The organism is Polaribacter sp. 2405UD43-2, assembly GCF_058147125.1.
Map to the genome: position 1 here is coordinate 455440 of NZ_JBYVJX010000001.1, position 19568 is coordinate 475007.

Here is a 19568-nt window from a genome sequence, read left to right on the forward strand (position 1 = left end):
GCAAAATGCGAATAGATATTATTTCAGTTGCACCAAATTTATTAGAAAGTCCGTTTAATCATTCTATTATTAAACGTGCTCAAGACAAAGGTTTGGCAGAAATTGTAATTCACGATTTACGCGAATACGGTTTAGGAAATTACAAACAGATTGATGACACACAATTTGGTGGTGGTGCAGGTATGGTTTTAATGATTGAACCAATTTCTAAATGCATAGATAAACTAAAATCTGAGCGTACTTATGATGAAATCATTTATATGACTCCAGATGCAAAAACATTAAATCAATCTACCGCAAATTCACTTTCATTAAAAGAAAACATATTAATTCTTACAGGTCACTATAAAGGTGTAGATCAACGCATTCGCGATAAATACATTACCAAAGAAATCTCTATTGGAGATTATGTTTTAACAGGTGGTGAGTTAGCTGCTGCCGTTTTAGTAGATGCTGTTGTACGTTTAATTCCTGGGGTTATTGGTGATGAGCAATCTGCTTTAACAGATTCTTTTCAAGACAATTTATTATCACCTCCAGTATATACAAGACCCGCTGATTTTGAAGGAATGAAAGTTCCTGATATTTTGTTGTCTGGTAATTTTCCAAAAATTGATGATTGGAGGTCTGAACAAGCTTATAAAAGAACAGAAGAAATAAGACCTGATCTTTTAGAATAGCAATTCTTTTAGGATAAAAAGTTTTCTATTTCCCTGTTAGAGTTGTAATAGAATTAGATTTTAACTATAAATTTTGGGGTTTTTATTCTACTAATTATCAAGCTAAAAAATAATTAATTTTAGTTTTATCAACAAAAAATAATGATTACTTTTGCAACCGCTAAATTAACCTCTGACGAAGAAATCGTGAATGTTGCTTTACAAAATCAATAAAAATAAAAGATATGGAATCTTTAATAAAATTTGTTCAAGACGAATTTGTAACAAAAAAAGAATTTGCAGAATTTGCTGCAGGAGATACAATTACTGTATACTACGAAATTAAAGAAGGAGAAAAAGTAAGAACTCAGTTTTTTAGAGGGGTTGTTTTACAAAGAAGAGGAACGGGTCTTTCAGAAACGTTTACAATCAGAAAAATGTCTGGTACTGTAGGTGTAGAAAGAATTTTTCCAGTAAACTTACCTTCTATTCAAAAAATTGAAGTTAATAAAAGAGGTAGAGTTCGTAGAGCTCGTATTTTCTACTTTAGAGGTCTTACTGGTAAAAAAGCTAGAATTACTGAAAGAAGAAGATAATTTCTTTTACATAAAAGCATTAAAAAAGCGTTGTGAAAATTCACAACGCTTTTTTAATTAACAAATGTTAATAACCTTAGTTAATACTCTGTTGATTTATAATTAGTTAAAAAATTTGTATAATTAAAAATCTAGTATATATTTACATCAGAATTTATGAATTAATTCTATTATCAGTCTTCAAAAATTGATAAAAAAATTAAGAATAAATACATAAAGTAACGTTCTTTATATATTGTTTTATCTGTAAACTAAGCATTAGTTTATAATATAAATCGAAATTGACAAATTAAAGTAGAAACTTTATTTAGAAAGGGAAACTTTAGGGGGACAAGCAGGGAACATAAATGAAAATTTATGAGAACTATTGGAAATTTAAAGGGGAACTATCATAAAATAAAACCTCTAAAAAAATTGACTTAAAGTAGTTTATAGTAAATAAGTTAACCATAGTTTAAAAGAGAAAACAATCAGAAACATTAATAAAAATTTTAAAAAAGTAGAATGCTTGTTTAGAATTAAGGATGTTTCGAAAACTGAAATAGCAGAATGTAATTTCTTTGTTAAAAAAGAAATATAAAAGGCAACTTTTATTTGATTTTGTAGTAATACACAACAGTACAAGAACTATTTCAAAGAAGCCATATCATTACAAGAAATTGTACGATATGGCTTTTATTTTTAGTAATATATTTTTTTGTAAGAAATATTGCTAAAAACTCAAAAAAACCTTTAATTAATAATAAATTAGCAGTAAAAATCTCATCTTTAATTCATAAATTTGCTCCGCTTTTTTTTACGAAAACCATTTCGTAAAATATTTTTTTAAACTTAAAAAAGACAACCTAAATGAGCAAAATAGCTAAAATTGTATACACAAAAACAGATGAAGCACCAGCTTTAGCAACACGTTCTTTCTTACCTATTGTAAAAGCTTTTACAAAATCATCTAACATAGAAATAGAAGTAAAAGACATTTCTTTAGCAGCTAGAATTCTTGCTAATTTTTCTGATTATTTAAAAGAGAATCAAAAAGTGGAAGACGCTTTAGCTTTTTTAGGCGATTTGGCTAAAAAACCAGAAGCAAACATTATTAAGTTACCAAACATTAGTGCCTCAGTACCTCAGCTAAAAGCTGCTATTTCTGAATTACAAGATTTAGGATATGAATTGCCAGATTATCCAGAAGAAATAGAATCTGATGAAGACAAAAAAGTTTTATCTCTCTACAATAAAGTAAAAGGTTCTGCTGTAAATCCTGTTTTAAGAGAAGGAAATTCTGACAGAAGAGCACCCAAAGCAATAAAAAATTACGCTCGCAAAAATCCACATTCTATGGGTGCTTGGGCTTCTGACTCTAAAACGCATGTTGCAACAATGACAAGTGGAGATTTTGCGCATAATGAAAAATCTGTAACTGTAGAAAAAGCCACAAATATTAGCATTCAACATATTGACAATAAAGGTTCTAAAACGATTCTAAAAGATAATTTAGCTTTAATTGATGGAGAAATTATTGATGCAACAGTAATGAGTAAAAAAGCATTAATTGCTTTTTTAGATGAGCAAATTGCTGATGCAACAAAACAAGGAGTATTGCTTTCTTTACATATGAAAGCAACTATGATGAAAGTTTCTGACCCAATTATTTTTGGACATGTTGTAAGAACTTATTTTAAAGAATTATTTGAAAAACACACAACAATTTTTGATGAAATTGGAGTTGATGTTAATAATGGTTTTGGAAATTTATTAAGCAATCTAAATGAAGTTTCATCAGAAAAGAAAGAAGAGATATTAAATGACATTAATGCCATTTTTGCCAAAAATGCTGACGTTGCAATGGTAAATTCTGATAAAGGAATTACAAATTTACACGTTCCTTCTGATGTAATTATTGATGCTTCTATGCCAGCAATGATTAGAACTTCTGGTAAAATGTGGAATAAAAATGGTGAATTACAAGATACCAAAGCAATTATTCCTGATAGCTCTTACGCAGGAATATATGCTGCAACTATCGATTTCTGCAAAAAGAATGGTGCTTTTAACCCTACAACTATGGGTACAGTTCCTAATGTTGGTTTAATGGCGCAAAAAGCAGAAGAATATGGTTCTCATGATAAAACTTTTCAAATAACGGCTGATGGTAAAGTAGTTGTTTTGGACGCTTCTGGAAAGACACTTTTAGAACATTCTGTTGAAAAAGGAGATATTTGGAGAATGTGCCAAACTAAAGATTTACCAATTCAAGATTGGGTAAAACTAGCTGTTACAAGAGCAAGAGCTTCTAAAACTCCTGCTGTTTTTTGGTTAGATGAAAATAGAGCTCATGATGCAGAAATTATAAAAAAAGTAAACACATATTTGCCTAATTATGATACTTCTGATTTAGACATCAGAATTTTATCACCAATAAAAGCTACAGAATTTACATTAAAAAGAATCGTAAAAGGAGAAGATACTATTTCTGTTTCTGGTAATGTTTTACGTGATTATTTAACAGATTTATTTCCAATTTTAGAGGTGGGTACATCGGCAAAAATGTTATCAATTGTACCATTAATGAATGGTGGAGGCTTGTTTGAAACTGGTGCTGGCGGTTCTGCTCCAAAACATGTTCAACAATTTTTAAAAGAAAATCATTTACGCTGGGATTCTTTAGGTGAATTTTTAGCCTTAGCAGTTTCTTTAGAACATTTAGGCAACTCTAATAACAATTCTAAAGCTTTAATTTTAGCCGAAACTTTAGACGATGCTACTGATACGTTTTTAGATAATAAAAAATCTCCATCAAGAAAAGTTGGAGAGTTAGATAACAGAGGTTCTCATTTTTATTTGGCAATGTATTGGGCAGAAGGTTTAGCAAATCAAAATACAGACAGCGAATTAAAAGAGCAGTTCAGTAAAATTGCAGCTGACTTAAAAGCTAACGAAACTAAAATTATTTCTGAATTAAATGAAATTCAAGGAAATAAAGTAGATATTAAAGGTTATTATAAACCAAATGAAGCGTTAGCAATAAATGCTATGAGACCAAATAGCACATTAAATGCTATTTTAAGCTAACTTATAAAAGTTAAATTATTTTTAAAAAGTCGATGTTTTACATCGACTTTTGTTTTTATTACCATTAAAATTCTTACTTTTGTTTATCATTATGTAAAAAACATTAAACAAAAAATGTTGAACACCAAGAAGTCTTTATTTATAATTTTTCTAGTTTCATCACTATCTTTAATTAGTCAAGAAAAATTTACAATTAGCGGAACAGCTTACGATATAAATAATAACGAAACTTTAATAGGAGTTTCAATTTATTTTCCAGAATTAAACTCAGGAACAACCACAAACGAATATGGTTTTTATTCAATTACCTTACCCAAAGGAATTTATAAAGTTCAAGTAAGTTATTTAGGTTTTTCCACAATTATAGAAAACATCAACCTAAAAGAAAAACTAACTAAAAACTTTAAACTAAAAGAAGAAGCACAAAGTTTAGATGAAATTGTTATAGAAACCAATATTGAAAACCTAAATGTTAGAACACCACAAATGAGTGTTAACAAACTAACATCAGCTTCAATAAAGCAAATTCCTGTGGTTTTAGGTGAAGCAGATATTATAAAATCTTTAATTCTTTTACCTGGTGTAACTAGCGCAGGCGAAGGAGCTTCTGGTTTTAATGTGCGTGGTGGAGCAGCAGACCAAAATTTAATTTTATTAGATGAAGCAACCGTTTTTAATTCATCGCATTTATTTGGCTTTTTCTCGGTTTTTAATCCAGATGTTATTAAAGACGTTAAATTGTATAAAGGCGGAATTCCTGCAAAATACGGAGGAAGATTATCTTCAGTTTTAGATATTTATCAAAAAGAAGGAAACAGTAAAAGCTTTAATATTACTGGTGGTATTGGTTTGGTTTCTTCTAGATTATTAGTAGAAGGCCCAATTAAAAAAGAAAAAAGTTCTTTTCTTATTGGAGGTAGATCTTCATACGCACATCTATTTTTACCGCTGTTTGATAATAACAACAAAGCCTATTTTTACGATTTAAATACTAAAATTAATTTCCGTTTAAATGATAGAAATAATATTTTCTTCTCTGGATATTTTGGAAAAGATGTTTTTGGTATTAATGATAATTTTGTAAATACATATGGAAATCAAGTTGCTAATTTACGTTGGAATCATCTTTTTTCTGATAAACTATTTTCTAATTTGTCATTAATTTATTCTGATTATTTCTACGGATTAACACTAGATTTTATTGGCTTTGAGTGGGATTCTGGTATTACAAATTACAACCTTAAATATGATTTTAATCACTTTTTAAATAATAACTTAAAATTAAGTTACGGCATCAATAATATTTACACAAAATTTAATCCAGGTAAAATTATACCAAATAGACCAGATTCTGGTATCAATGAAGAAAAACTAATTGATAAATATGCTAACGAATTTTCTGCTTATATAGATGCAGAGCATAAAATTAACAACAAACTTAGATTACAATATGGTGTTCGTTTTAGCAACTTTACAAGGCTAGGTCAAACTGAACTGAATATCTACAAAAACAATGAACCTGTAGTTTATAATAATCAATTTAAAGTATATGAATCTGCTGTTGCAATAGGAACAGAAACTTTTAACAGAAGTAACATTATTAGCAGTTTTAACAATTTTGAACCCCGAATTTCTATGTCTTATATTTTAGATGATAATACTTCTCTAAAAACTAGTTACAATAGAATGGCACAGTATTTACACTTATTATCTAACACCTCATCTCCTACTCCACTAGATGTTTGGACACCAAGTGGAAAATATATAAAACCACAATTGCTAGACCAATATGCAATAGGCTATTTTAAAACCATAAAAAATGGAGATTATTCTATACAAACTGAAGCTTTTTATAAAGATATTAAAAACAGAATCGATTATATAAATGGTGCAAACTTAGTTGCAAACAACGAAATAGAAACGGTTATTTTAAACGGTATATCAAGGGCTTATGGTTTAGAAATATTATTCAAAAAAAATGAAGGAAAACTAAAAGGTTGGTTTTCATATACACTTTCTAAATCTGAACAAAAAACACCCGGAAGAAATGCAAATGAACCTGGAATTAATAGAGGTGAATGGTACAATACTCCTTATGACAAAACCCACGATATTTCTATAAATGCAAGTTATGAATTGAATAAAAAATGGAAATTTAACTCCAATTTTATTTTTCAAACTGGGCAACCTACAAACTATCCTGTAGGTCAATATCAAATACAAGGTTTAAACGTACCTATTTATGATGATAACAGAAGAAATGCAGACAGATTGCCAACATATCACAGATTAGATATTTCTGCAACATTAACACCCAAAAAAAACAAAAACAGAAAATGGCAAGCAGAATGGGTTTTTGGTATTTATAATTTGTATGGACGCCAAAATGCAGCTGCTATAAATTTTAAACAGAATGATAAAACTATGAGAAATGAGGCTTTACAAACATCCATTTTTGGTTTAGTTCCTTCTGTAACCTATAACTTTAAATTTTAGAATGATGATAAAAAAGATACTTATACTTCCAATTCTAATGTTCTTCTTTTTTGCAAGTTGCGAGAAAGTAGTAGAAGTAGATGTTCCATCAATTGCACCAAAATTAATTATTGATGCTTCTTTTGAAGTTCTATTTAATCAAAGCCCTGTAACTGCAAATACTGTTGTAAAACTAAGATTATCAGCAGATTATTTTGATGATAAAATTCCTACAGTAACCAACGCAAAAGTTTTTCTAACAAACTTATCAAACAATACTGTAATTAATTTTTTTGATAAAAAAGCTGTTGGAAACTACACTCCAATAACTTCATTTATTCCAAAAGATGATACAGAATATGAGTTAACAGTTATTTATAATAATGAAATTTATAAAGGAAAAGCTACAAAAATTAAATCTGCAATTATAAATAATATTCAACAAGGAGATAACACTCTTTTTTCTGGTGATGAGATAGAAATAAAAGCAGCATTTACAGATGATGGCACAAAAGAAAACTATTATTTATTTCATTTTGGCTACAATAATTTTGTAACAATTGAAGATAAATTTTTAAATGGTTCTGAATATAATTTTTCATATTACATAGATATGGCTAAAATAAAAATACCATCAACTTTAGTTGTAAAACTTTCTGGTGTAACTAAAGAATATTACACCTATTATAGAATTTTAATAGACCAAAGTGGACAAAATGCTGGTGGACCATTTCAATCTGTACCTTCATCACTTTTAGGAAATATGATTAATACAACCAACTCTAAAAATTTTCCTTTAGGCTATTTTCATATTTCGGAAACCGATACTTTTAGTATAAATATAATAAAAAAGTAACAATAACTTAGCCATAAATCATTATTCAGAATATAAAAAATGTATTTTTGATTAATGAATTTTATAAAAACCACAGAGCAAGAATCTAACTACAATCATCTAGAAAAGATGTCTGTTACAGATTTATTAACTAACATTAATAAGGAAGATAAAACAGTTGCTTTGGCTGTAGAAAAAGCTTTACCTCAAATTGAAATTTTAACATCTCAAATTGTAAATAAATTACAGATTGGTGGAAGACTTTTTTATATTGGCGCAGGCACTTCTGGACGTTTAGGCATTGTTGATGCCTCTGAGTGTCCGCCAACATTTGGTGTTCCACACGAGTTAGTTGTGGGCTTAATTGCTGGTGGAGATTCTGCCATTAGAAAAGCTGTTGAATTTGCAGAAGATTCTACAACCCAAGGTTGGATAGATTTACAAAAACATCAAATTTCTAACAAAGATATTGTAATTGGTATTGCTGCCTCTGGCACAACACCTTATGTAATTGCTGCTTTAGAAAAATGTAATAAAAATGATATTATTACAGGCTGTATAACTTGCAATAAAAATAGTCCATTATCAAAAACAGTACAACATCCAGTAGAAGTAATTGTAGGCCCCGAATTTGTAACAGGAAGCTCTAGAATGAAAGCAGGAACTGCGCAAAAATTGGTTTTAAATATGTTGTCTACTGCTACAATGATTCAATTAGGAAAAGTAAAAGGAAACAAAATGGTAGATATGCAACTTTCTAATAATAAACTGGTAGAAAGAGGTCAAAAAATGTTAGCAAAAGAACTAAATATCGACCAAGAAAAAGCAAGTGATTTATTAGAAAAATATGGCAATGTAAGAAATGCAATTAAAAATTATAAAAAATGAGCACTAACGTAAACTTATTAGGAAAAGGTTTAAAGTTTTTAGGTATTTTAATTTTTCTTTTTATTGCTTCGCCAATATTACTTACAATAAGTTTTAAGGCTTTAAAAAAGTTTGAAAATACACCTAAAGAATTCATATCCTATATTCTATTATTTGCAGCAATAATTTTAATTATTTTTACAGTATTTTTTGCTTTTAAAACTTTTAAAATTTTATTAAAAGCTTTATTTAATAATTAAATAGAATGCAAAATTCTGACGGAATTATAGTAATTTTATCTTATCCTGATACTGTAGTAAGACCTGCTTACTGGGAATTTTCCAGTAAAATTTGGCCATTAATTGGTATTGGAGGCAAACACGCTGTACAAGCTGGGCACGCTGCTTTATTGTTGATTAAAAAAGGAAACGCTGAAATTAATTATTTTGATTTTGGTAGGTATATAACGAGTTATGGAAATGGACGTGTTCGCTCTAAAGAAACAGATCCTGAATTGAGCATCCCAATAAATGCAAAGTTTAAAAATAATGAATTAATCAACCTTGAAGAAATTTTACTTTGGCTAGAAAAGCATCCAGAAAAAACACATGGAAAAGGTAGATTGGTTGCCACTATAAATACAGAAATTCATTACCAAAAAGCTAAAATTTTTATTGATTCACTTATCAATAGAAAAGAAATTCCTTATGGCGCTTTTATAAAAAAAGGAACTAATTGTGCAAGGTTTGTAACAGACACAATTATTGCATCAACTTTAAACAAAAAAATAAAATCTCAGCTTAAAACCTCTAATCTTTTTACTCCAAGTCCTATTGGCAATGTTATAAAAGGCACATCAACAAATATCATTTTCGAAATAAAAAATCAACAATTTAAAACGTACAAAAATAGATCTATAATTAAAGAATACAGAACTTCTTTTTTTAAGAAATTTAATGTTCAGCCAAATTTAATTGGAACAGAATTACCCAATAAAAAAGTTTTTGAATTAGAAAATGCAACTTGGCTAGGAGGAATTGGAAGTGGAGCTTGGTTTAAAATTGAAGAAAAAATTGATGCTAAAACTTATAAAATATCAAGACATACATCTGAAGGGCTCAAAGATTTTGAAGGTTTTTTTAATTTAAAGAAAAGTGCTTTTAACCATAGAGAGCCTCATACGTTTTTACACGCTACAAACTGTAAAGAGGTTTACATAGAGCAAAATGGAAAAATGTTTTGTTTAAAATCTAAATTTTTAACTTAGGAGTTGTAGGGTTATAACCAAAATCTGCATCTGGTAATTCAATTCCTAATTGATAAATTACATATCCAATACTTGCAAAATGATGAATTGTATGGCTGTGAGCCTGCATTAAAATTGCTCCTAAAGAATACTTTGCAGATTCTATACCTAAACCTAAATCATCTATTACTTCTACTTGTTGTTCTAAATTTTGTATAGTTTTAAGTTGATTAATAATAGACTCAAAATATTCAACTCCTAGATTTGCACGCTGTTCAATCAACTCATTTCTGTTTCTTTTGTTTAAATAAACAGCGCTATTATTTGATAAAGCCTCAAAAACACAAGAATACACATCTAAAATATGGCGAATATGACCTCCAATACTCGAAAAATAGGGTGCTATTGATGTATCTGAATACTGATCATCAGTAATAGAATTTAATAATTTTATTCCTCTCTCTAAATTTTTCTCTATTGCTTTAATCATAAAATAAGTTATTCAGTTCTATTGTCGAATTATCGTTGCTAAATTTACAAATTCTTTCTCTTTTTTCTATTCTATTTTCAAGATTAAATAAACATCTAAAAACAAGCATTTTAAGTATTTATTTTACATCAAAAAAAGTAGTTTAATAATAATACTATTTTTTTGGCATACTCTTTGAAAATATGATTAGCAAATACGGAAGCCGAAAAGTTTTTAGAGTAGGCAAAACCCTTAAAACCATATATTATGAAAAAAAGAATACTTTTATTATTAGGATTATTTGTAATGGTTTCTACTGTTGAAGCCAAAAATGGCAACAACTTTTTAGATAGATTTGGGTTTGATTACACATATGAAAACTCAGTAAACTTTGTAGAACGTGGTGTAGAATTTTTTGTTTTTACAAATGGTGAATTTGATTTTGACACTACCTACAACAGCACTTATTACGATTATAATGGCAGACGCACTAGAAGAAACATTGGTGTAAGAATTGATAGAGATTACAGAGGTAGAATTAGAAGAATAGGAAACACTTTTATTAACTATGATTTCTATGGAAATGTAACAAGAATTGGAAATGTTTTTATAAAATATTACAGAGGAAGATTAACCAATGTTGGAAATTTACAAGTACGTTATGACAGATGGGGATATCCTGTATTTTACGGAAATGTAAAAGATAATTTCTATCATTATAATGGTGTTAGAATTAATTTAAACTTTGGAGATATTTGTGATTATAATGACTCTTATTTCTATAGAAATGATTTTAGGAGAAACTACTCAAAAATTAGAGAAGATAATAACTACTATTATTACAGAGCAAAACCAAATGCTAGAACTGGTAAAAGAAGTAAAATTCTTAGAAGAAGAAAAGCTGTTTCTACTAAAAGAAAAAGTATCATAAGAAATAATAGAGATAAAAATAATTCTTACAGAAAATCGAGAACAATAGATTCTAAAAGAAGAACTACACTCAATAGAAGAAATAGTACTAATACTTCTTATAGAAAACCGAATACAACAAATAGAAACATTAGAAAAGCTACAAAACGTAAAGTAGAAAGATCAACAAATAATGAAAGAAAAAGGAGAACGCTTTAGTGTTTAAAATTACAGGATTAGATTTTTCATAATTTAATCCTGCTTTCAAATATGGCAGCATCCAAAAAACAAAACCAGTACATACTAACAGCCGTAATGGAAGTACATTAAAGCATATTAAGACTGAATTTAGGAAGAGTCAAATAAGAAGTTCCAAGAGATCGAGAAGGTAGTTTTGAACCCATTGTAGTCCCTTAAACACAAGAGCAATTCATTATCTGTAGAAAATATTGTAATTTCTTTATATGCTAAAGAGTGTTTCTGATATTGAAGATGAATTTCAAGAAATTTATGGATTTACCCAATCTATCAAAAATATCTTCCCAACAGCAAGATACTCAAATCTGTGTAGTGCACCAAATACGAAACTCTTCTCGTTATGTGGTTTGGAAAGATAAAAAAGCTTTTACAGCTGATATAAAACATATTTATAATACACCTAATAAAGAAATGGCAGCAGCAGAACTAGAACGATTTGCAGAAAAATGGAACCATAAATATCCATATGCTGTGCGTTCTTGGAAACAAAACAGGGAAGAACTCACTGTCTTTTTTGACTTCCCGTTAGAAATTAGAAAGATAATTTATACCACTAATTTAATAGAAAACTTAAACGGAAAATTAGAAAATACACTAAAAACAAAATAACACTACCTACGGATGATGCGCTTAAAAAATCGGTTTATTTAGCACTTATGCAAGTCACGAAGAAATGGACGCAACCCATTCATAATTGGGGACTAACATTAAATCAATTTTTAACTATATTTGAAAAAAGGGTTCAACTCTAAATTAGTTAAACCCTCTGAAATTCTATTTACACAAAATTCTGGACAGTGTCTTTCTAAAATTAATTAGATTCTAAATTACTGATTTCCTAAAATAATTGGCATTCCAGATTTACCAGAACCAATTACAATTACCTTACTGTTAGGAGATTCTGATAATTTTAAAGTAGCTTCAATACCTTTTTCTTGCAGAATTTTATCGGTTAAAGAAGCACTTAAAATTTTGTTTGCAGTTGCTTTACCTTCTGCATCAATTTTTTGTCTTTCTGCTTCTTTTTGTGCTTTTGCAATTCTAAATTCATACTCTAAAGATTCTTGCTCTTGCTTTAACTTTGTTTCAATGGCTGTTCTAATTGTTGGTGGTAATTTAACATCTTCTACCAAAACTCTTTTTACAAGTAAGTATTGATCTTTTAACAATTTTTTTACTTCTTCTAAAATTTCCTGTTCAATTACATCTCTTTTACTAGAATACAGTTGTTCTGGTGTGTAACGCCCAACAACGCTTCTTGCAGCTGCATTAATTGCAGGATCTAATAATTCACGTTCATAATCTTCTCCTTTAGTTTTAATTAATAAACCTAAATTATTAAATTCTGGTTCGTACCAAACTGTACCATTTACTTTTACCTCTAATCCGTTTACAGAAAGTACATTCATTTCATCAGAAATAGATTGCTGACGTACTTTCCTGATAATCATCTTGTTCCAAGGTAAAACAATATGAAATCCTTCTCCATACGTTTTGTCTGTATTGATACCATCACCTAAAGTTTCAAAAATAACACCACCTTCACCTGGTCCTATAGTTGTGGTAGATTTTGAGAATAAAATTATTGCTAATACTGCTAATATGATAAAAAATACGCCTCCTTTTGGAAACTTAATATCTACTTGATTATTTGCCATTTTGTTTGTTTTTAATTTTTTCAAATTTACAATATAAGTTTATCACACACAATTGATGTACTCACAATCTTCATTTATTATTTCTAACTCTAAAGTAACGTGTTCTAAACTAAAATCATCGTGTAAAAGCTTTCTAATCTTATTTTTAAGGTTTTTCCCTTTTTCCCAATTAAGAGATTCATCAACAATTAAATGCATTGTTAAAATATTATATTCTCCATCCATAGTCCATAAATGGCAATCGTGAATGCTGTTTACTTCATCAAATTTTAAAACTTGAGTTTTAATTTCATCCGAAGAAATTTTTATTGGGGTTCCTTGTAAAATAATTCTGATACTTTCTTTGCCGTTTCTAAACACGTTAAATAAAATAAATGAGGCAATTAAAAGTGATAAAATTGGATCTAAAACGGGTACGTCCCAAAATTGCATAATAGTACTTGCTATTAAAACTGCCACCCATCCTAAAACATCTTCTAACATGTGTAAAGAAACCACTCTTTCGTTTATTGATGTTCCTTTTCTTAGTTTTAAAACTGCTGCTCCGTTTACAATAATTCCTAAAATTGCAAACCACATCATACCTTTTGCATCAGATTCTTCTGGTGTTATAATTCTAGGAATTGCTTCTAAAATGATAAAAATTGAACCAACTAATAAAACTATTGAATTAATAATTGCACCTAAAAGAGACAACCTTTTAAAGCCGTAAGAATATGTTTTTGTAGCTTTTTTGTTAGATTGTTTTTGTAAATACCAAGCCATTCCAAGACTTAAACTATCGCCTAAATCATGAATAGCATCTGAAGTAATTGCTAAACTGTTGGTATAAATTCCGCCAAAAAACTCTACGATAGTAAAGAATAAATTCAGAAAAAAAGCAGTACTTATATTTTCTGTTGATGAATTATGTTGATGATTATGCCCCATATTTTTTATGAATAGACTTTAAAATTTTAAAAGGATGCAACTATTGATTGATTTGTGACTATAATTTTAACAGAATTCCTGTATTAAAAATAAACCCATCTGTTGGTGCCCAAATATCTGTAAATGTAGGATTATTATGGGGTGCTATAATCATAGACTGATAATTTTGTTGTTTGGTATCTGTAAAATTTTCGAAGTTTACATAAACGCTTAACTTGTTAAATGTTTTCATTACCATAAAACCCATTGTCCAAAAATTAGGCGTTTCTGTAAAATTACTTCTTAACTGAGAACTTTTGTAATAAGCCTCATAACCAACTCTCCAATTATCGTGAACTTCGTACATTAAAACGCCTCCAAAACTATGCTTTGGTGTTAATGTTTTTTGTTTATTATTCATTTTAACATCATTAAAAGCATAATTTGTAAACAACGTAAAGTGTTTATATTTTAACTTTAAATTTGTTTCAAAACCTATACTATTTAAAGGTTTACTTGCATTTATAAATTGATAATCTGTTCCTTTTTGTTCTAAAATTAATGAATTTTTTAATTGTGTATAGAAAAATAATTGATTGAATGAAAGCGAAACATTATCATTAAAAATTTTTGTTTTATAATTAGCATCCGCATTAAAACCAATAGAAGTTTCTGCTTTAAAATTAGAAGTATTAAGAGGCAATACGTTTTTATAAGAACGTAATTCTGAGTCTTCAGTAAATATACTTGGAATTTTATATCCTAATCCTCCGCCAATTCTAGAGGAAAATTTATTATTATACTCTATAAAAAGCGAAACTCTTGGCAAAATAAAAACTCCATAATTATTGTTATAGTCTGTTCTTAAACCACTTTCTAAAGTCATATTTTCTCTTAATTGCCAACTATTTTGCGTAAAACCACCAAAAGTATTTTGATTGTAACTTCTATTTATAGCTGTTGTTGGATTTTCTGTAAAGTTTTCAGTAATAATATTTGCTCCAAAAACCCATTCAGATTTTGCTGAAAAAAGGTTATAAGCAGCTTCTGTATAGGTTGCAAATTGTTTTCCTTTAAATTGATAATTGGGCAGCATTAAATTTCTATTAAAAAAACTCAAACTATTTTTAAAATTAAAACTTTTATTTTCTGAAATACTATTTTTGTAAGTTAATTGAGTTCCAAATCTTTGCGATTTGTTCTCTTCAAAAAAAGAGTGATTTGCACTAGAATTTTTACGGATTACAGCAACATCTCCACCAATTCTATTTTCTATGTTAGCATTTAAACTCAACCTCCAAGTTTCATTTTCATTTGGGTAATAAAAAAATGAAGGATTTACACTAAAACTTTTTACTTTAGGAATATCAGAAAAGTGATCTGCATTTACATCTACGGCTTTTTGTAGATTTCCTGAAGCATAAAATGACATTCCAAAATTATTATTTCTCTTGCTATAAAAAGCGTTTAAAGTTTTTCCGTTTCTAGAAGTAACATCTAACATTACATTTAATTCAGCTTCATCTTTAGGTGTTTTAGAAACCAAATTTACCAAACCAGCAATGGCGCCACCACCATATAAAGTAGAGGAACTCCCTTTAATAATTTCTACTTGCTGTAAATCTAAAGGCGGAATTTGCATAATGCTTAATCCGCTAGAAAAACCACCAAATAAAGGAAAACCATCTTTTAAAAGTTGTGTAAATCTACCATCTAAACCTTGTATTCTTATACTCTGATTTGCAGAATTGGCAGATGTTTGCTGCATTTGAATTCCTGTACTTTCTCTTAAAAGCATAGCAATATTGGTAGAATTCATAATAGCTTTTTCACCTAATTCTTCTAACCCAACTATTTCTATTCTGGTGGGTATTTTTGCAATAGTTCTTTTACTTCTGGTAGATTGTATTACAATAGTTTCTAAAGCTTCTTCATTTTGATGCAACTCAACATTAACCACTGTATTTTTTCTTGGAAAAACAAGTTTTATTTCAACCGTTTTAAACCCAATATAAGAGATTAATAATGTCTGATTTCCGTTAGGAATATTTTTTATGGTAGCAAAACCATCAAAATCGGTTGTATTTCCAATATTAGTATTCTTTATCAGAATATTTGCTCCAAAAATAACTTCTTTTGTTTCTTCTGCAATTACTTTTACTTGCACTTTGTTTTGCGCCAATGTTGTATTGGCAAAAAATCCTATAAAAAGGATTATTAATATATTTTTAATCATTTTTAATTCACTTTTTAAATTATAAAATTGTAAAGAATAGACATCTTTAAGCGTAAAAAGATGCATTTAATTATAATTTAAAAACTCTTTGGAGGTTGAAAAATACGACCTAAATAAGAAGAATGATTTGAAGTATTATTATAAAGAATTACTTCTTTTATTTGTAGATAATCAGTTATTTTTATCTGATTTTCTGTTGGAATAAAAACATTAATAAGACTTATAGAACTACAATGATGATGATGTTCTGTGTTTTTTTCATCGTCAGAATCATTCTTATGGTGTTCTATTTGATGATGATGATCAACCTCAATATGGTTTTCAAGTGTGTCATTATAAACAACAATATCTGTATGCGCTTGCATTGGTGGTGTAAGCAACAAAAAACAGCATACTATAACAACAATATTTTTCATAAATTTATAATTACAAAAATAAGGAAAATTTAAATTTTTCCATAATATTTTCTAACAAACCACTCTACTGTAAATAAGGAGATTATGAGAAATAAAATCGATTTAAAATCAATTAAATTTTGTGCTGTTTGTATTGATTTTTGTGTTGTGTAATAACTTTTATTTTCTAACAACTCTTTTATTAAATCTTTTTGTTGATTTTTATAAAACAGCTTCCCTCCTGCTTTATTGGCTAATTTTTGAAGTTTCTCTTTATTGGCATTGGTAAATTGTTCTTCTATTTGATAATCAGTAATTTTAAATTGTCCGTATTTATGTACGTTTTGATTAAAAACGGAAACTTTGTAAGTATAATTTCCTGAAGAAAGATTTTCTATTTCTACCTGAAAAGAGTTATTAATTAAAGATAAAGGCAATTTAGTTACTTTCTTTGTAGCTGTATTTGTAATGGTAATTTCTAATGATGCTCTTGCATCGAATTTATAATTTTTATCGGTGTAAAATGCTGATATATTTATAGTTGAATTGGCAGAATATAAACTTTCTGCATTCACTTCTAAACGACTTCTTTTTTTATTTGATGCTAAATATTGTACCAAATTCCCTAAAAACTCATCAAATTCTTTAAAAGAATTGCTGTTTAAAAAACTGGCAGCTCTCCATTTCCAAATACCTTCTCCTAGTAAAATTGCTGCTTTTTGGTTGTTCTGCTCAAAAGTAGTTAATAAAGGCTGTTCTGTGGTGAGTCCGTTTATATTTTGAGACAATAAATTTTGATATTCTTTGGTTATCAAAACTTCTCCAAATTTGTCTTTTAAAGGCGGAAATTGATGAAAGGCAATATCTTTTTGTAAAAAAGTTAGAAAACCATCATTAAAAACGGCATTATAATTTTCTGTTTTATTGATGGCTTTTTTAGTAAAACCTAACTGTTTTCTATTGATAAAATTCCAATCTGTATTCGCCCCAGAAATTAGAAAATAATTACTATTATTTTGTTTGATTTTATTTAGAACTTTATTAAAACGCACATCAGGCTGATACAGAATTACTAACTGATAATCAGAGACTTGATCTTTAAATTCGTCTATTTTTAAAATATCTACAGAACGTTGTTTGTTACTTTCTATCGCTTTTTTTATGGCACCTAAATCTGGATGCAAAATAGCAGTTAAAATCAATACTTTTGTTTGCTCATCAATAACTTCTACAGAAAAGTTTTTTGTATTATTTTTTGTGTTTTTTTCACCAATAATTTTCTGAATGGTTGCGTTATAATATTGCAATCCTTCTTTGCTAGAAGTTAGGTTTGTAATAATGGTTTTTGAATTTTCTTTTGCTGTAAAACGAACTCTTTTAGAAAAAATAGTTTTTCCTTTTTTAGTAATTCTAAACTGAGTAGTTACTGCTTCTTTACCATTATAATTTAGTAAAACTTCTACCGGAAATTTATTTTTAATATAACTGTACTTATTTACATTTAACTGAGTAATTTTTAAATCTTTATATACAATTGTATCGCCAAAAACTACAGGATATATTTTTTGTTTAGAATTGATAAATTCATAATTATTTCCAATAGTTTGATTACCATCTGTTAACAATACAATGGGTGCTATTTTGTCTTTAAACAATTGGTTTGTTTGATGTACAGCTTCAGAAATGTTTGTATAAATACCATTAAAAGTTAAGCTATCTTTTATGTTTATTTCTTTGCCAAAAGTAAATTCTTGAACATCGAATTTATCATTTAAGTCTTTATCGCTCTTTAAAAAAGTTAAAAACTCTTTTACTGTATTTTGCTCTTTAAAAAAAGAAATAGATTTAGAATTATCAACCAAAACAGCCAAAACAGGTTTTGTATTTTCTAATTCAGTATTTTTAATGGTTGGGTTTATCCATAGTAAAATCAATAAAAATAACGCCAACGTTTTAAGTATAAATAATAAAATATGAATTTTGGGTGTACTTTTTACTTTGTAATAATACTGAAAATACGCTACTAAAATACTCAGTAATAGTGCAATAATTAGATATAAAATAGTAGTTGTCTGCAACTGATTTTTATTTATTGTGAAGATATAAAGAACTATCTAAAAAAGAAAAACCTGCAACGTTAAATTGTTACAGGTTTTTTTATATTTTATTCTTTTAATAAGATTCTAAAACAAGTTCAGAATGTTATAAATTAAAAGATTATGTTAACATTCCACCATCTACAGATATTGTTTGTCCTGTAATATAAGCACTCATATCTGAGGCTAAAAACACACAAGCATTGGCAATATCTATAGGCTGACCTCCTCTTTTTAAAGGGATTCCATCTCTCCAACCTTGTACTGTAGCTTCGTCTAATTTTGCTGTCATTTCAGTTTCTATAAAACCAGGCGCTACAACATTACTTCTAATATTTCTAGAGCCTAATTCTAAAGCTACAGATTTAGAAAAACCTACAATACCGGCTTTAGATGCTGCATAATTGGTTTGACCTGCATTGCCTTTTAAACCCACCACAGAACTCATATTAATAATAGAACCTGCTCTTTGTTTCATCATTGGGCGAATAACCGCTTTTGTTAAGTTAAAAACCGATTTTAGGTTTACTTCTATTACTTTATCAAAATCTTCTTCAGTAATACGCATTAACAAATTGTCTTTTGTAATACCAGCGTTGTTTACTAAAATATCTATAGACCCAAATTCTTTTAAAACATCTTTGGCTAACTCTTGTGCAGCATTAAAATCTGCTGCGTTAGATTGATATCCTTTAGCAGAAACTCCAAAAGTTTTTAATTCTTCTTCTAAAGCATTTGCAGCAGCTACAGAAGCACTGTAAGTAAAAGCTACGTTTGCTCCTTGTTTGGCGAATTCAATAGCAATTCCACGTCCTATACCTCTTGTAGCACCTGTAATAATTGCAGATTTGTTTTCTAGTAATTTCATATTGTTTTAGTTGTTTTTAAAGC

At 28.4% G+C, this 19568-nt stretch carries 16 protein-coding genes and 1 pseudogene; 10 read left to right on the plus strand and 7 right to left on the minus strand.

Features of this window, described 5'->3' with window-relative positions; genetic code table 11:
* Positions 1 to 5 precede the first annotated feature (5 nt).
* From trmD to ACY2RX_RS02335, 8 genes are all read left to right on the plus strand, one after another.
* Complete coding sequence (gene trmD, locus ACY2RX_RS02300) at positions 6 to 680, plus strand: tRNA (guanosine(37)-N1)-methyltransferase TrmD (RefSeq protein WP_490102333.1); 675 nt, start codon at positions 6 to 8, stop codon at positions 678 to 680.
* Positions 681 to 904: 224 nt separating this feature from the next.
* Positions 905 to 1255, plus strand: a complete 351-nt coding sequence (gene rplS / locus ACY2RX_RS02305; protein ID WP_490102334.1) for a 50S ribosomal protein L19 — start codon at positions 905 to 907, stop codon at positions 1253 to 1255.
* A gap of 849 nt (positions 1256 to 2104) precedes the next feature.
* Positions 2105 to 4324 (plus strand): NADP-dependent isocitrate dehydrogenase, encoded by a 2220-nt coding sequence (locus ACY2RX_RS02310; RefSeq protein ID WP_490102335.1) that lies wholly within the window; start codon positions 2105 to 2107, stop codon positions 4322 to 4324.
* Between the two features lie 114 nt (positions 4325 to 4438).
* Positions 4439 to 6820 (plus strand): TonB-dependent receptor, encoded by a 2382-nt coding sequence (locus tag ACY2RX_RS02315; protein WP_490102336.1) that lies wholly within the window; start codon positions 4439 to 4441, stop codon positions 6818 to 6820.
* Positions 6821 to 6824: 4 nt separating this feature from the next.
* The gene (locus ACY2RX_RS02320; RefSeq protein WP_490102337.1) at positions 6825 to 7655 is read left to right on the plus strand and encodes a DUF4249 family protein; all 831 of its coding nucleotides are present in this window, start codon (positions 6825 to 6827) and stop codon (positions 7653 to 7655) included.
* Positions 7656 to 7709: 54 nt separating this feature from the next.
* The gene (gene murQ / locus ACY2RX_RS02325; protein ID WP_490102338.1) at positions 7710 to 8522 is read left to right on the plus strand and encodes an N-acetylmuramic acid 6-phosphate etherase; all 813 of its coding nucleotides are present in this window, start codon (positions 7710 to 7712) and stop codon (positions 8520 to 8522) included.
* Complete coding sequence (locus tag ACY2RX_RS02330) at positions 8519 to 8761, plus strand: DUF6095 family protein (RefSeq protein WP_490102339.1); 243 nt, start codon at positions 8519 to 8521, stop codon at positions 8759 to 8761. The genes murQ and ACY2RX_RS02330 overlap by 4 nt, the downstream gene beginning before the upstream one ends.
* A 5-nt stretch (positions 8762 to 8766) precedes the next feature.
* Positions 8767 to 9768: a DUF6695 family protein gene (locus ACY2RX_RS02335; RefSeq protein ID WP_490102340.1), complete on the plus strand. Its 1002-nt coding sequence runs from the start codon at positions 8767 to 8769 to the stop codon at positions 9766 to 9768.
* Here ACY2RX_RS02335 and ACY2RX_RS02340 read toward each other — a convergent pair.
* The gene (locus tag ACY2RX_RS02340) at positions 9752 to 10237 is read right to left on the minus strand and encodes a DinB family protein (RefSeq protein ID WP_490102341.1); all 486 of its coding nucleotides are present in this window, start codon (positions 10235 to 10237) and stop codon (positions 9752 to 9754) included. The genes ACY2RX_RS02335 and ACY2RX_RS02340 overlap by 17 nt on opposite strands.
* 246 nt (positions 10238 to 10483) lie before the next feature.
* Between ACY2RX_RS02340 and ACY2RX_RS02345 the strand changes: the two genes are divergently transcribed.
* Together ACY2RX_RS02345 and ACY2RX_RS02350 are read left to right on the plus strand one after the other, a co-directional pair.
* Positions 10484 to 11344: a hypothetical protein gene (locus tag ACY2RX_RS02345; RefSeq protein WP_490102342.1), complete on the plus strand. Its 861-nt coding sequence runs from the start codon at positions 10484 to 10486 to the stop codon at positions 11342 to 11344.
* A 293-nt stretch (positions 11345 to 11637) separates the two neighbouring features.
* A pseudogene (locus ACY2RX_RS02350) lies at positions 11638 to 12135 on the plus strand (IS256 family transposase); the annotation flags it as partial.
* A 75-nt stretch (positions 12136 to 12210) separates the two neighbouring features.
* Here ACY2RX_RS02350 and ACY2RX_RS02355 read toward each other — a convergent pair.
* From ACY2RX_RS02355 to fabG, 6 genes are all read right to left on the minus strand, one after another.
* The gene (locus tag ACY2RX_RS02355; RefSeq protein ID WP_490102343.1) at positions 12211 to 13041 is read right to left on the minus strand and encodes a prohibitin family protein; all 831 of its coding nucleotides are present in this window, start codon (positions 13039 to 13041) and stop codon (positions 12211 to 12213) included.
* 42 nt (positions 13042 to 13083) lie between these two features.
* The gene (locus ACY2RX_RS02360; protein WP_490102344.1) at positions 13084 to 13971 is read right to left on the minus strand and encodes a cation diffusion facilitator family transporter; all 888 of its coding nucleotides are present in this window, start codon (positions 13969 to 13971) and stop codon (positions 13084 to 13086) included.
* Positions 13972 to 14029: 58 nt separating this feature from the next.
* Entirely contained in the window at positions 14030 to 16186 is a 2157-nt protein-coding gene (locus ACY2RX_RS02365) for a TonB-dependent receptor (RefSeq protein ID WP_490102345.1), read from the minus strand.
* 77 nt (positions 16187 to 16263) lie between these two features.
* Entirely contained in the window at positions 16264 to 16602 is a 339-nt protein-coding gene (locus ACY2RX_RS02370; protein WP_490102346.1) for a hypothetical protein, read from the minus strand.
* A gap of 29 nt (positions 16603 to 16631) precedes the next feature.
* A complete protein-coding gene (locus ACY2RX_RS02375) occupies positions 16632 to 18659 on the minus strand; it encodes a VWA domain-containing protein (RefSeq protein WP_490102347.1) in 2028 nt (675 codons plus the stop codon).
* A 139-nt stretch (positions 18660 to 18798) separates the two neighbouring features.
* Positions 18799 to 19545 carry a 3-oxoacyl-[acyl-carrier-protein] reductase gene (fabG, locus tag ACY2RX_RS02380; RefSeq protein WP_490102348.1) on the minus strand — a complete coding sequence of 249 codons (747 nt, stop codon included), beginning with the start codon at positions 19543 to 19545 and terminating at the stop codon, positions 18799 to 18801.
* Positions 19546 to 19568 lie beyond the last annotated feature (23 nt).